Annotated in this window: 2 protein-coding genes; both read left to right on the forward strand. The window is 66.1% G+C overall.

Going from position 1 to position 16,773, the window contains the following annotated elements; genetic code table 11:
• The first annotated feature begins 75 nt into the window (after positions 1-75).
• Positions 76-7,134 (forward strand): T9SS type A sorting domain-containing protein, encoded by a 7,059-nt coding sequence (locus tag IPM49_05885; protein MBK9274059.1) that lies wholly within the window; start codon positions 76-78, stop codon positions 7,132-7,134.
• Positions 7,135-7,436: 302 nt separating this feature from the next.
• Positions 7,437-16,700: a T9SS type A sorting domain-containing protein gene (locus IPM49_05890; GenBank protein MBK9274060.1), complete on the forward strand. Its 9,264-nt coding sequence runs from the start codon at positions 7,437-7,439 to the stop codon at positions 16,698-16,700.
• The last annotated feature ends 73 nt before the right edge of the window (positions 16,701-16,773 follow it).

Consider the following 16,773-nt stretch of genomic DNA (forward strand, 5'->3'; position numbering starts at 1 on the left):
ACCCCCGACATGAATTGTAGCACTTCTCCTCGACCCCCACGGCGAACGCCGTGGTGGCACCCGGCCTCATTGGCCGTGGGGCTCATCGCGCTGTTCGGCGCACAAGAGGCCCGCGCCACCACGTGCGCAGGTGCCACTGTGCTGGCCTACCAGAACTACCCCGCCTTCTCCATCGCGTGCGGTGCCACGAACGACATCACCGGCGCCAACACGGTGGCCTGCGGCAGTGCGAGCTACCGCGGCGGCAACGAAGCTGTGTACACCTTCACGTCCCTGGGCTCCGGCTCGGCTTCCTTCGCCTATACCGGCGTGACGTGGGTGGGCATGTTCCTGTACAACGGCTGCCCCACCTCCGGTGGCACCTGCGTGGCGAGCATCACCAGTTCAGCGGCCTCCAAGACCCTGAACGCCACGATCGCCAACGGCGTCACCTACTTCCTGGTGATCGACACGTGGCCTTCGCCCGCCAGCCCTTGCCCGGGCACGGTGGCCATCACCCTGCCGCCGGCGGCATCGCCCTGCACGGGCACCCCGACGCCCGGCAACACCACGGGCCCGGCCGCGGCCTGCAGCGGAGCGAACTTCACGCTCGGCCTGCAGAACGCCACGATCGGCACCGGCGTGTCCTACCAGTGGCAGTTCGACAACGGTGGCGGCTGGACGAACTTCGGCACGGACGCGCCCACCCAGAGCACGAGCCTGACGGTGTCCACGAGCTACCGTTGCGAAGTGACCTGCGCGGGCAACGGCACGGGCACCAGCACCCCGATCACGGTGAACCTGAACACGAGCCCGTGCGCGTGCGGGGCCTACACGATCACTGGCATCCCCAGCGACGCAGCGGACACGGAGATCGCCAGCGTGACGGTGGGGTCGATGACCAACAGCCTGAGCACCTGCGCCGCCGCGGCCCCCGGCCCCGGATCGATCGCCGGCCGGTACAGCAACTTCACCACCACGGTCACCGGTCATACCGCGGACCAGGGGGCGAGCGTCCCGTTCACCTTGGTGCAGACCGCCTGCGGGGTGAGCAACTACAATAACATCTTCCAAATCTACGTGGACTGGAACCAGAACAATGCGTTCGAAGTGAGCGAGCGCATGTACGAGGGCGGTGTGGGCACCAACCAGCCACCCGGCCTCTCGGGCTCATTCATCGTGCCGCTGACCGCTGCGGCGGGCAGTACCCGGATGCGGGTGGTCTGCATCGAGGGCGGCACACTCGGCACGGACTATGCCAACCTTGGATGGACCTGGGGTGAGACCGAGGACTACTGCTTCACGGTGAACGTACCTCCGCCGTGCGTGGGCACGCCCGTTCCCGGTAATACCTTGAGCACCCTGGCCTCGGTATGCCCCTCCCAGAACTTCACCCTCAGCCTGCAGAACGCCACGCCGGGCACCGGGGTCACCTACACCTGGGAGAGCTCGCCTGACAACATCAACTGGGGACCTGCCGGCGGCCCGAACGCCCCGAACTGGACCCTGACGCAAGCCAGCGACACCTACTATCGTTGCCTGGTGGATTGCTCGGGCAACGGCAGTGCCACCAGCACGGAAGTGCTGGTCACGATGGGCAGCGCCTGCCAATGCGCGGCGTACTGCGCCACCAGCAACTTCGGCGACGGGGCCTGCATCACCTCCGTGGACCTGAACACCTTGTCCAGCACCACGGCGGCCTGCGTGCCCTCGCCGGGCTATACGCTCAAGACGGAGACCACCACGTTGACCAAGGGGATCACCTACCCCCTGACGGTGACGGCGAACTCCCTCGTGTACGGTGGCGCCATCATGTCGGTGTGGTTCGATTGGAACAACGACGCCACCTTCGCCACGGACGAATGGGCACAGGTGTTCACCACCGGCACCACCGGCACGGTGAACATCGATGTGCCGCTGACGGCCTTCGAGGGCACCATCCGCATGCGGGTGCGCAGCCGCGGTCAGGGCAACGTGAACGGTGCGGGCGACGCCTGCACCACCATGGGCAGTGGCACCACGGAGGACTTCTGCATCACCGTGGTCCCCGCACCCTTGTGCTCGGGCACTCCTGCCCCGGGCAACACCACCGGTCCGGCCTCGGTGTGCCCCAACGCGAACTTCGTGGTGGGCGTGCAGAACCCCCCTGCCTTTGCCGGCATCACCTACCAGTGGTACGCCAGCACCGACGGTGTGAACTACTCGCCGGTGGGTGGCAACGCGCCCACGTACAACACCTCGCAGACCACGGCTACGTGGTACTACTGCGATGTGACCTGCACGGAGCCCGGTGGTGGCACGGCCGCCACGGTTCCCCTCCAGGTGGGCATGTCCTCCTTCCTGAGCTGCTACTGCACGGCCGGCGTGGGCCCCACCAACACGGCGGACAGCCAGGTGCAGAGCGTGGCCCTCACGGGTGCACCGGGCAGCATCAACTACACCTATCCCAGCTGCCCGACGGGCGGGCTGGGCGTGCAGGACCTCACGGGCCTCACGGCCGACCTGCTGCTGGGTGATTCCTACACCGTGACGGTGGACTTCGGCACCTGCGGTGGCTCCTATGCGGGCGCCGGCGAGGTGTGGATCGACTACGACCAGAGCGGCACCTTCGACCCCACCGAATCCCTCGGCACGCAGAGCGGTACGCCGCCCGGCGTGGCCGCCATCAACTTCACGGTGCCGGGCACCGCGTTGCTGGGCGTGACGCGCATGCGCGTGATGCAACAGGAGGGTGGCGCCAACCCGCTCAGCCCGTGCGCCGGTTACCTCTGGGGATCGGTGATGGACTTCAGCGTGAACATCAACACGCCGGTGCCGTGCAACGGACAACCGAGCCCGGGCAACACCCTGGCGAGCGAGTCCTTGGTCTGCGCGCCCGACGTCATCACACTGAGCCTGCAGAACGCCACGATCGGCACGGGTGTCAGCTACCAGTGGGAGACCTCGCCGGACAACCTGAACTGGACGCCGGCCGTCGGCGCCCCGAACAGCTCGGTGTGGAACACCACCCAGAGCACGGACACGTGGTACCGCTGCGTGGTGACCTGCTCGGGCTTCGGCAACGATGCCAGCGTGCCGGTGCAGGTGCTGATGGATACGCCCAGCGCGTGCATCTGCACCCCGACCTACTCCATCGGCAAGACCGACGGTGACCTGATCAGCGAAGTGGAGATCATCGGCACCACGCTGCTGAACAACAGCGGCACGACCCCGGTGAACCCGGCGTACACATACTTCACCGGCCAGCCGAACTACACGGCCGACCTGGTGGCGGGCACGACCTACCAGATCGAGGTCACGATCGGCAGCTTCACCAACCAGAACGTGGCGGTGTGGATCGACTTCAACGAGAACGGGACCTTCGAGACCCCGAGCGAGCGTGTGGGCTTCTTCGGCCCGATCAACACGGCGTTCGGCTCGGCGACCTTCCCGCTGACCCTGCCCTGCAACCCGGCCCCCGGCGTAAAGCGCATGCGGGTGCGTGACGTCTACGGCACCACGCCGAACACGATCGACCCCTGCATCGACTACTTCTATGGCGAAACGGAGGACTACGATGTGAACATCCTGCCTCCGCCGCCCTGTCCTGCTCCGGGCAACCTGCAGGCGGGCAACGCCACCGGCAGCACGGTGGACCTGAGCTGGAACGTGGCCTGCGTGGAGACCGACTGGACCATCGAATGGGGTGTGGCCGGCTTCTCGCTCGGCACGGGCACTCAGGTCGCGGTGAACACCACGCCCTTCCTGCAGCTCGGCGGTCTGTCGGCCGGCGTGGCCTATGAGGCCTACGTGCGTGCGGAATGCGGCCTGAACGGATCCAGCTCCTGGGTGGGTCCGGTCGGCTTCAGCACCTGCAACGGGGTGTGCGCTGACGCGATCACCGCCGTGCTGGGTGTGAACACCACGGGCACGATCGACTGCGGCGCCGGTGCGACCAACGCACAGGCCGGCGGTGCGGTGAACGCGCGCTGGTTCACCTACACGGCGACGGGCACCGGTGTGCTCACGGCCTCCGCCTGCGGAGCGGTGAACACCGGCAACAACGACACGCGCCTCACGATCCACGGTGGCACCTGCGGCGGCCTCACGGTGCTGGCCGCCAGCGACGATGCCTGCACCTGGAGCGGTGGCGGATCGGCCTTCGCCAGCACGGCCTCGGTGTTCGTGAACAACGGCCAGCAGGTCTTCATCGAATGGGATGACCGCTGGAACCCGGCGGGCTTCAACTGGGAGCTGACCTTCGACCCCTGCACGCCCGACCCGGCAGACCTGTGCGTGAACAAGGACCCGACGCTGAACCCGATCTCCATCGGCAACCCGGCGGTGGTGTTCACCGGCAACCTGGATTGCCAGACGCAGGACGGCATCTCGCCGAACCCCTTCCCCGAAGCAACGGGTTGGGAGTGGGTGGCCTTCGAGCTGACCCAGTGCGCCAACGTGCAGATCAGCTACTGCGGCACGGCGAACTTCCAGTATGGAGCGCTGAACATGTACGGGGACTGCGGTACGCTGTTCATCAACTCGCAGAACTATGACTTCGTCACCTGCGTGGACGGCAACCCGACCATCTTCTTCGAGGACCTGGCCCCGGGCTTCTACTACTACCCGGTGCTGTGGTCGCTGCCGCTGAACATGGTGGGACCGTACCAGATCAACGTGACGGCGACCGCGCCCACGAACCCGTGCGCGCCGAACATCAACTGCGGCGGTGCGCTGCCGTTGACCTGCCCGGGCTCTGTGGTGGGCAACACGAACAACCAGTTCCCGACCCTGCCGGCCAACGCCTGCCCCTTCACGGGCGGCCCCACCAGCGGTGGTTCGCTCTGGTACACCTACACGGCCGCTGCGGATGAGAACATCATCCTCAGCACCTGCGGCATCACCACGGTGTTCAACACGCGCATCAGCGTGTTCACCGGTCCGGACTGCAACACGCTCACCTGCCTCACCATGAGCGACGACTTCGGCGGTGCCTGCACCGACCGCAGCCAGCTGGAGTTCTTCGCACAGACCGGCCAGACCTACTACATCGCCGTTCACAGCCCGTCACCGTTCTTCGATGGCGCGTTCGAACTGCAGGTGGGTTGCGGCCCGGTGTGTCCGCGTCCGTCCAACGACGACTGCTCGGGTGCCACGGTGCTGACCAGCTTCCTGGCCGACGGTTCGGGGACCCCGACCGGCGGTGATAACAGCTGCGCGCAGAACGATGCCTACACCACCTGCAGCCCGGTGCTGAACAACCAGGGCATGTGGTACAGCTTCAACAGCGGTGTGAACACGATCCACGTGCTCGACCTGCTGGGCACTCCGCAGAACGGTTCCCTCACCGCCAGCCAGTTGAACTACGCGCTCTTCAGCGGTGGTTGCAACGGCAACCTGGGCGCCGCCGGCCAAGTGGCCTGCGACGACGACGGCGACGGTGCTGACATCGTGCTCACCGGCCTGACGACCAACACGGACTACCTGCTGTACGTGTACAACCCGGGTAGCACGGGCTTCGAGGGCACCTTCGAGGTGATGGTGGAACACCCCGGTCTGTACGATGCGGGCATCAGCGACGTGCTGTACCCCACGGGTCTGGTGTGCACCTCCTTCCTGGAGCCCCAGGTGGAGCTGACCAACTTCGGTGAGGCCACCTTGACCAGCGTGGACATCGTGTACGACCTGAACGGTGGCGGACCGAACCAGGGCCCCTTCGTGTACACTTGGACGGGCAACCTGCCCTACCAGGGAACGGAGATCGTGAACCTTCCCGGCTGGACGGCCCCCTATGGCATCCACACGTTCAACGTGACGGTGCAGAACCCGAACGGCCAGCCTGATGAGATCGCCGGCAACAGCGCCATCGCCGAAGGCGGCGTGGACGTGTCGGGCGAGACCGTGATCGTGCGCATCACCACGGACAACGACCCGACCGGCATCTTCTGGGAGATCCAGGACCAGGCCTTCCAGAGCGTGGCCGTCTCCCCGGCATACGGCGCGGGCAACACCACGGTCGATGTGACGTCCTGCCTGAGCACGCTGAACGGCAACTGCTTCAGCTTCTACCTGTTCGACTTCCTGGGCGACGGCCTCAGCGGAACGGGCAACGGCAACGGCAGCTGGAGCCTGCACACGGGCAATGGCGGTATGCTGCTGGGTGACTCCTTCGACGGCACCATCAACGGTGTGCTCACCCCCAACAGCCCGCCGGCGACCCCCGGTTACGTGAACGGTCACGAGTTCTGCCTGCCGGCCGGCCCCAGCACCCTCCAAGCGGGTGAGTGCGGCATCTTCACCAACCTCTTGCAGAACAAGGTGTACGCCACCACGGTACCGGGCGTCACCACCTACCAGTTCGAGTTCAGCGACCCCGACGCCGGCTTCCGCCGTCGCATCGCCGTGCCGCGCAACTGGGTGAAGTTCTCCGAGATGGTGACCAGCCCGCTCCAACCCGGTGTGCGCTACTTCACCCGCGTCCGTGTGGACCAGGGTGCGGCCGGCCTCACCGACGACCGCTTCGGCACGGGTTGCGAGATGGGTCTTGACCCGACCGCCGTGCCCGGCTGCACCGGCCTGGTGGACGACATCGGCTTCCCGGCCCACAGCTGCGGCGTGATCAAGACCTTCGGTGGTTCCGACAAGGTCTTCGCACAGCCTGTGGTGGGTGCCACGCAGTACCGCTTCCGCTTCGAGAACATCAACGAAGGCTACCTGCGTACGATCATCCGTCCCAACTACATCTGCCCGCTGAACTGGGTGACCCTGCCCCTGCAGAACGGTGTCACCTACGACGTGAGCGTGGAGGTGCTGTACAACGGCCAGTGGAGCGGCTACTGCGGCCCGGTGTGCCAGGTGACCATCCTGAACCCGCCGGCCATGGCCCAGCAGCGTGATGCTGAGGTCGTGACCAACAGCGGCCTGCAGGTATGGCCGAACCCGGTGCGCGACGGTGTGGTGAACCTCCGCCTGGACGGCCTCACCGCCGGCACCCAGCGCGTGAGCCTCGAGGTCTTCGACCTCACCGGCAAGCGCGTGGTGAGCCAGGAGATGGAGAACAGCGGCCCCGTGTTCAACACGGTGCTTGAGCTCGACGGCTTCGCCGGTGGCGTGTACATGGTCCACCTCAACGTGGACGGTGCCATCCACCAGCAGCGCATCAGCGTGGTGAAGTAGGCCCGCTGAACGAACGAAATGCGAAAGCCCCCCGCTCCGGCGGGGGGCTTTTTGCGTTCGGACCGGTCGACCCGCACCGATCCCCCGGGGCTTGCGGGGCCCGTCATGGTGCTGCGGCGATCAGAACGGATGACCAGTGGCCGGACCGCGCCGCTCGTCACCGTTCCAACCACGTTGCCCACACAAAAAAGAGTTTTCAACAATTCGACCAACAGGTCCGCGCGACCATCTAACTTGAGCGGCGAAACAGCGGCCTCGGCACGGCCGTCGCAGTGTTCTTGCATCCCCCGAAACCCACGTCCATGAAGCCCAACATTCCTCGTTCCCCCCGGACCTTCCGGAACACCCTGCGCGCGATGGCGCTCGGTACGCTCACGGCCATCGGCCTCCTGCCGATGCATGCACAGACCGTCACCACCAACGGCAACCCCAACTACGTCACCTCGAACAACGGGGTGTCCGGTAACGGTGTGATCACCTTCGCGGTGGCCAACAACTCCGGTGGTGACATTCTGGTGACCGATCTGGAGGCCTTCTGGCAGGTGGAGTCGAACGGCGCGAACACCACGCTGTGGGCCTCCACGGTGAGCCTGTCCGGTCCGTACTTCCCCTTCAACCTTCCGGATTGGACGGTGGTGGGCACCGGGACCAATCTGGCCGTTCCTGCGGATGGGTATTACCCGACGATCACGGGCATGAACTACCTGATCCCGAACGCGACGACGGTCCGCTTCCTCTTGGAATCGGACGATGCGATCGAGTACCGGGGAACAGGGACCGCGCCGGGCGCGGTGACCCCGAACACCTTCACCACGGCGGGCGTGAGCCTGCACAACGGGGACTTCCAGATCGCCGGGCAATACGTGGGCTACGGCGGTGTGTTCACGAACGCCGGGAACAACCCGCGTTACTTCATGGGCGGCATCACCTTCCAGCCTGCGGCGGCCTGCGCCGGTCTCCCCACGGCCGGGACCATCAGCGGTCCCTCGTTCGTGTGCAGCGGCGGCTCGGCCACGCTTAACGTCAACGGCAGCACACTGGGGACCGGGATCACCCGCGAGTGGTACAGCAGCAGCGTCTCCGGTGGCCCGTACACCACCTTCGTGGGCAGCGGCACCTCGGTGAACACCGGCGCGGTGACCGCGAACACCTACTACGTCTGCGTGGTGACCTGCACCAACATCCCGGTGCCCAACTCGGACCAGACCCCGGAATTCCTCCTCCCGGTGACGAACGCCGGTCCCGGTGGCAGCTTTACCATCGACAACACGCTGCCCACCGCGGGGGCCAACTTCGCCAGCTTCACCGATGCGATCAATTACCTGAACAACCTGGCCATCTGCGGGCCGTTCACGGGGGCGTACACCTTTGATGTCACCGCAGGACAGACCTTCACGGAGGATCCGCCCATCCTGACGGCCTCGGGCAGCCCGGGCAACCCGATCACCTTCCAGCGCGCGGGCGTGGGGGCCAACCCGGTGATCGCCGCCACGGGCGGTGCGGGCACCACGGACCATGCCTTCGGCATCCGGGGCGCCAACTACATCACGGTGGACGGGATCGACATCAGCGGGGGTGCCGATGTGGAGTACGGCTATTACATCGCGAACGCCAGTGCCACGGTGTCGTCCAACTTCAACACCATCAAGAACTGCACGATCAACCTGGACCGCACGAACACGAACAGCCGGGGGATCATGTGCACGAGCAGCACCACCGGCGGCGGCTTCACGCCCACGGCGGCCAGCGGCAGCAACAGCAACAACAGCTTCCTGAACTTCACCATCGAGGATGTCTACTCGGGCATCTTCGTGTCCTCCGGTTCCACCAGCTGGCCGGGCACGGGCAACATCGTGGGCACCGAGGCGGGCGGTACGTCCACCATCGGTGCTGACTTCGTGGGTCTGCCCACCCCGGACATCGGCGGCAGCACCACGCTCGCCTTCGGGGTGCAGTTCAACAGCCAGGTCGACGGCCAGATCTTCGACATCACCGTGCGGAACATCGCCAGCTCCGGCGGCATCAACCGCGGCATCTACTGGGTGGGCTGCGGGGGCAACTCGGTCGTGCACGGCAACCGGGTGTACGGGGTGCGCAACCTGAGCACCACCAGCACCAGCGGCCAGCGCGGCATCGACGTGGCCACGCTGACCACCGGCACGCACAACCTGCGGGTGTACAACAACTTCGTAAGCAACATCACGGCCGCGTACACCTCCACGACCTCCACGCGCATCGTCTCCGGGATCTATGTGGCGAACGGTGCCGCGGGCATGACCTACGAGGTGGACCACAACAACGTGTCGATCGACAACGTCGGTGCGGCGACCTATTCCACCGTCTGCCTGGACTTCATCAGCGCCACCAGCGTGAACCGGGCCCGTGGGAACACCCTGGCGAACTTCACCGGCGACCAGACCGGCACCTCGGTGCACCTGGCCATCCGCACGGCGGGCACCACCACCTTCGGCGCCGCCGGCTCGGAGAGCAACTACAACAACCTGTACATCGCGAACGCCGGCAACGGCCACATCGGCCAGACCAGCACCACCAACCGCACGCTGCTCGCCGATTGGACCGGGGCGTTGACCGGCACGCCGGGCACGGACGCCAACTCGATCTCGGCGAACCCGCTCTACGTGGACAACAACAGCGACCTGCATGTGACCGGCCCCGATAACAACGGTGCCGGTCCGGCCGTCCCGCTGGCCTGGGTCACCACGGACATCGACGGCGATGCGCGCGGCACACCGGCGGACATCGGTGCGGACGAATACGTGCCGGCCACCTGCTTCCCACCGACGGATGTGGCCGTGAACGTGCTGGGCCCGACCAGTGCCGATGTGACCTGGACCTCCACCGGCGCCTTGAGCTACGACTATGAGGTGCGCACCTCGGGTGGGCCGGGCTCCGGTCCGGCCGGGCTTGAGTTCAGCGGCACCATCGGCGGCAGCCCGATCAACCTGACCTTGCTGACCGAGCAGACCACCTATGCGGTGTATGTGCTCAGCAATTGCCCGGGACCGATCGCCAGCGCCTGGTCCACCGCGGTGACCTTCACCACGCCATGCCTGCCGATCACCACACTGCCCTGGACGGACAGCTTCGAGGATGCCACGGTGAACAACGGCGAACCGCTGATCTGCTACACCAAGGAGATCATCAGCGCCGGTACGGCGACCTCCCCGTGGAGGACGTGGACGGCACCGATCCGCAATGGGCTCGGTGCGCGCACCGGCACCGATTACATGGTGCACAGCTGGAACGCCAACAGCTGGCTGTTCAGCCCGGGCATGCAACTGACCGGCGGCCAGACCTATGAGTTCTCGTTCTGGTATGCGCACACCGATAACGTGCTGGGCCATACGCTTACGGCCGCGGTCGGCACAGCGGCCAACGCCGCATCCATGACCCCGCTGGGCAGCATCGTGGACGTGGTGAACTTCAACTATGAGAAGGCCGCCTACCTCTTCACCCCGGTGAGTTCAGGTGTGTACTACTTCGGCCTGCAAGATGTGTCGACCTCCACGGCGCCATGGCACATCTGTGTCGATGATTGGCGCGTGGGCGATCCGCCGGCCTGTCCGGAGCCGACGGCCTTCGCCAACACGGGCGTGTCGGCCACGGAGGCGAACTTCTCCTGGGATTGCCTGGGCTGCACCGGTCCGTACTGGATCGAGTACGGTGCCCCCGGCTGGACCCCGGGCACGAACGGCACACCGGGTGTCGGCGGCACCATGGCCGGACCCTTCGCCGGCACCACAGGTACGGTGAGTGGCCTATCGCCCGGCACGGCGTACCAAGCGGTGGTGCGCCAGGACTGCGCCGGCACCTGGAGCCTCAACAGCGGTACGGTGGACTTCAACACCATCCCGCAGATCAGCACCTTCCCCAGCTGCGAGGACTTCGAACTGGCGGTGAACTGCCTGCCTTCGACCTGCACCTCGGTGCTGGCGTGCACGAGCACCTCATTGACCCCGGTGGGTTGGGAGAACTCCACCACCGACGGCTCCGGCAACTGGAGCGTGGATGAAGGCGGGACGAGCTCCGTGAACACAGGTCCTGGAACGGGTGCCACCACAGGCCAATCGGACTACGTGCCCGGCACCACCACGGGCAACTACGTGTACATGGAGTCGGGCTCCTGCACGGGCAACACCATCATCGCCAACTCGCCGGTGTACGACATCAGCAGCTTCGTGAACCCGAACGTGCGGGTGCAGATGGCCTACAACATGTTCGGTGCCACCATGGGCACCATGGCCATCGACATCGAGGACCCTGCCGGATCGAACTCCTGGACCGAGCTCTGGAGCCTGAGCGGCGACCAGGGTCAGGGCTGGTTCCTGACCCCGAACCTGGATCATGCGTACACGGGCACACAGGTGCGCTACCGTGTGCGCGGGATCTCCGGGACGAGCTTCACCAGCGACATGGCCTTTGACTATTTCTGCGTGAGCGAGGGCCCGGCTTGCACTGCGCCGACGGCCACCGCGGCCGTGGTGGAGAACTGCCTGGCGGGCACCTTCACCGTGGAGGTGACGGTGACCAGCACCGGCAGCGGCGTTAGTGTGAACCTGTTGAGCGACCTGAACGGTGTGGAATACGTCAACATGCCTGCGAGCGTCACCCCGTACGTGATGGGGCCCTACACGGTGGGCCAGACGGTGGTGATCACCATGGAGCATGACAGCAACATGGATTGCAACGTGGGCCTGGGCAGCTTTGCCAGCCTCTGCCCGCCGGTGGTGAACACCTACCCCTATTGCGAGGACTTCGAAGGCGCTACCCTGTGCCAGCCGTCGACCTGCACCTCCGTGCTGGCCTGCACGGGCACCGCTCTTGAGGCCGTGGGCTGGGACAACAGCGAGGCGGACGGCACCGGCAACTGGAGCGTGGACGAGGGCGGAACGACCTCCACCGCCACCGGTCCTGGCAATGGCTCGGGCAGCGGCCAGGCGGACTATGTCCCCGGCACCACCACCGGCAACTACGTGTACATGGAGTCCGGCTCCTGCGCGGGCAACACCATCGACGCCCTCTCGCCGGTGTTCGACGTGACGGGCATGGTGAACGGCAGCATCCGCGCCCGCATGGCCTACAGCATGTACGGCGCCACCATGGGCACCATGAGCGTGGAGATCGAGGACCCCGCCCTGAGCAACAACTGGACGACGCTGTGGACCTTGAGCGGCGACCAGGGCCAGGGCTGGTTCCTGACGCCCAACATGGACCACACCTTCACGGGTCCTGCGGTGCGCTACCGCGTGCGTGGCGTGTCCGGTTCGAGCTTCACCAGCGACATGGCCTTTGACTACTTCTGTGTGCGTCCCACCCCGCTGTGCACCGATCCGGTGGCCACGGTGACGAGCGCCACGCCGAGCTGCACGACCGGCAACCTGGTCGTGGAGGTGGATGTGACCGACATCGGCACGGCCGCCAGCGTGGCGGTGGAAGCCTCGGTGAACAACGGACCGTATGCCCCGGTGTGCTCCTTGAACGCACCAGGCCAATGCACCATCACCGTGAGCGTGGCCGACGTAGTGGCCGTGCGGGTGAGGAACGAACAGGACGGCGATTGCGTGATCAACCTGGGCGAGTACGATGCCGGTGCCTTGAACTGCATCACCTGCGGTGCCCTGCCGACCGTGAGCAATTACTGCTACGTGGCGAACGACAACCAGAGCTGGTTATACTCCGCCAGCGGTTCCGGCACGCTGCGTCTGTTCTTCACGCGTGGCACGGTGGAGACCAACTCCTTCGATGATCTGATCATCTACGACGGTCCGGACGCCACCTTCCCGGTGCTCTTCGCCAACCCGGCCAACACCGGCAACCTGGGCCAGCCGGGCAGCGCCATCCTGAGCACCGACCCGGATTACTTCGCCGTGGACGTGACGGCCTCGGGCAACTTCCTCTACATGACCTTCACCAGCGACGGCAGCGTGCAGTGCGCCACCAGCACCACCTACGACCCCTGGGAGTGGTCGGTGGTGTGCTTCGACTGCACCTTCCCGGTGGCCACCGCCACGGTGAACGACAACTGCGGCGCGGGCACCTTCACCATCACGGTGGATGTGACCGATGCGACGAACGCCGGAGCGGTGGACATCACCACGGACTTCGTGGGTGATGCCGAACCCAACAACGTGGGCGTGGGCCAGTACGTGCTCGGTCCCTACCCGAGCGGCACCCTGGTGGATGTGACGGTATCGCACCCGAACGAAGCGTTCTGCTCCCTGACCTTCCCGGACCAGAACAGCTGCTGCAACGGGGATTGCTCCGGCGCGGTGGCGGCGGTGGTGGGCATCAACACCCACGGACCGATCAACTGCGGAACGGCGACCGAGGCCCTCGTGAACGGCACGGTGCCCACGGGCGCACGCTGGTGGAGCTACACCCTGCCGGCCGACGGCAAGGTGCGCGTGAGTTCCTGCAACCCGCCGAACACCACCAACGACGACACCTTCGTCACGATCCACGAAGGCGTGTGCGGTTCGCTGGTGCCCTACAGCGGTGACGACGACGGGTGCACCACCTTCAACTTCGCCTCGGACGTGACCTTCACGGGTGCGGCGGGCCAGACCTTCTACATCGAGTGGGACAACCGCTGGAACGGCAACGGCCACGACTGGAACCTGGAGTTCACGCCGTGCACGCCGCCGGTGAACGACCTGTGCGCCAACCTGAACCCGGCCGCCAATCCGCTGAGCATCGGCGCCCCGCTGGTGTTCAATGGCACGCGCGACTGCGCCACCAAGGACGGCACCCTGGAGAACATCCGCTTCTGGGACGGGGTGGACGAGGACGTGAGCGGCTGGGTGTGGGAGAGCTTCCTGCTCACCGAGTGCGCCAACGTGCAGATCAACTACTGCGGTTCGCCCCTTTCCGGGATCGTGTCGCTGAACATGTACGGCGACTGCGGCAGCCTGTTCGTGAACTCGCAGAGCTACGACTTCACCACCTGCGCGCCGAACGCCACCATCAACTTCGCCAACCTGGCGCCCGGCACCTACTATTACCCGGTGCTGTGGGATGCGCGTCGTGCGAGCGGACCGTACACGCTGAACGTGATCGCGACCGCGCCGACCATCCCCTGCGTGGCCAACATCGTGTGCTCCGGCGCCATCCCCCTGAGCTGCCCGGGATCGGTGATCGGCAACACGGACAACAAGCTGCCCACCCTGCCGGCCAACGCCTGCCCCTTCACCAACAGCGCGGTGAGCGGTGGTTCGCTCTGGTACAGCTACACGGCCGCCTCGGATGAGAACATCATCCTCAGCACCTGCGGTGCGGGCACCGCGTTCGATACGCGCATCAGCGTGTTCACCGGACCGGACTGCAACACCCTGAGCTGCTACACGATGAGCGACGACTTCGGCGGCGCCTGCACCAACCGCAGCCAGCTGGAGTTCTTCGCCCAGAGCGGACAGACCTACTACATCGCCGTGCACAGCCCCTCGCCCTTCGCGGACGGCCAGTTCGAGCTGCAGATCGGTTGCGGTGCGGTGTGCCCGCGCCCGAGCAACGACGACTGCGTGAACGCCACGCCGATCATCAGCTATCCGGAGGACGGCAGCGGCATCTCCACCACGGGCGACAACAGCTGCGCGCAGAACGATGCGTACACCACCTGCACCCCGGTGCTGAACAACCAGGGCGTGTGGTACACCTTCAACAGCGGCGTGAACACCCTGCACCGGCTGACCCTGCTGGGCAATGAGCAGAGCGGCGGCCTCACCTCCAGCCAGCTCAACTACGCCCTGTTCAGCGGCAGCTGCGGCAACCTGGGCGCCGCCGGCGAGGAGATCTGCGTGCAGGACGGTGATGGGTACGACATCCTGCTCACCGGCCTCAGCACGGGCACGGACTACCTGTTGTACATCTACAACCCCGGTAGCACGGGCTTCGAGGGCACCTTCGAACTGCTGCTGGAGCACCCGGGCGTGAACGATGCCGGCATCACCGACATCCTCGAGCCGACCGGCCTGGTCTGCACCTCCTTCCTGACGCCGAAGGTGGCCCTCACCAACTTCGGCGAGGCCACCCTCACCAGCGTGGACATCGTGTACGACCTGAACGGTGGCGGACCGGGCCAGGGCCCCTTCGTGTACACCTGGACGGGCAGCCTGCCCTTCGAGGACACCCTGGTGGTGGACCTGCCCGGCTTCACAGCGCCCTACGGCACGCACACCCTGAACGTGACGGTGCAGAACCCGAACGGCCAGCCGGACGACATCGCCACCAACAGCAGCCTGAGCGAGCCCAACATCGACGTGACGGGTGAAACGGTGGTGGTGGAGATCACCACGGACAACGACCCGAGCGGCATCTTCTGGGAGATCCAGGACCAGGCCTTCCAGAGCGTGGCCATTTCACCGTTCTACAACACGGCGAACACCACCGAGACGCTGCCGATCTGCCTGAGCACGTTGAACGGCAACTGCTTCAGCTTCTACCTGTTCGACTTCCTGGGCGACGGCCTCAGCGGAACGGGCAACGGCAACGGCAGCTGGCGCCTGCGCACCACCGATGGCCGCACCCTGCTGGGTGACTCCTTCGACGGCACCATCAACGGTGTGCTGACCCCCAACAGCCCGCCGGCGACCTCCGGCTATGTGAGCGGCCACGAGTTCTGCCTGCCGGCCGGCCCGAGCCAGCCCCTCGCGGCCGAGTGCGGCGTGTTCACCAACCTGCTGCAGAGCAAGGTGTTCACCAGCATCGTGCCCGGCGTCACCACCTACCAGTTCGAGTTCAGCGACCCCGACGCCGGCTTCCGCCGCCGCATCGCCGTGCCCCGCAACTGGGTGAAGTTCTCCGAGATGGTGACCAGCCCGCTGTTGCCCGGTGTGCGCTACTTCACCCGCGTCCGCGTGGACCAGGGTGCGGCCGGCTTCACCGACGACCGCTTCGGCACGGGTTGCGAGATGGGTCTTGACCCGACCGCCGTGCCGGGCTGCACCGGCCTGGTGGACGACATCGGCTTCCCGGCCCACAGCTGCGGCGTGATCAAGACCTTCGGTGGTTCCGACAAAGTCTTCGCGCAGCCTGTGGTGGGTGCCACGCAGTACCGCTTCCGCTTCCAGAACATCAACGAAGGCTACCTGCGTACGATCCTCCGCCCCAACTACATCTGCCCGCTGAGCTGGGTGACCCTGCCCCTGCAGAACGGTGTCACCTACGACGTGAGCGTGGAGGTGCTGTACGCCGGCATCTGGAGCGGCTACTGCGGCCCGGTGTGCCAGGTGACCATCCTGAACCCGCCGGCCATGGCCCAGCAGCGTGATGCCGTGGTCGTGACCAACAGCGGCCTGCAGGTATGGCCCAACCCGGTGCGCGACGGCGTGGTGAACCTCCGCCTGGACGGCCTCACCGCCGGCACCCAGCGCGTGAGCCTCGAGGTCTTCGACCTCACCGGCAAGCGCGTGGTGAGCCAGGAGATGGAGAACAGCGGCCCCGTGTTCAACACGGTGCTTGAGCTCGACGGCTTCGCCGGTGGCGTGTACATGGTCCACCTCAATGTGGACGGTGCCATCCATCAGCAGCGCATCAGCGTGGTGAAGTAGACCCGCTGAACCACCGAAATGCGAAAGCCCCCCGCTCCGGCGGGGGGCTTTTTCGTGGCCGGCACGGCAGCAC

The organism is Flavobacteriales bacterium (assembly GCA_016715895.1).
Lineage (GTDB): Bacteria > Bacteroidota > Bacteroidia > Flavobacteriales_F > PHOS-HE28 > PHOS-HE28.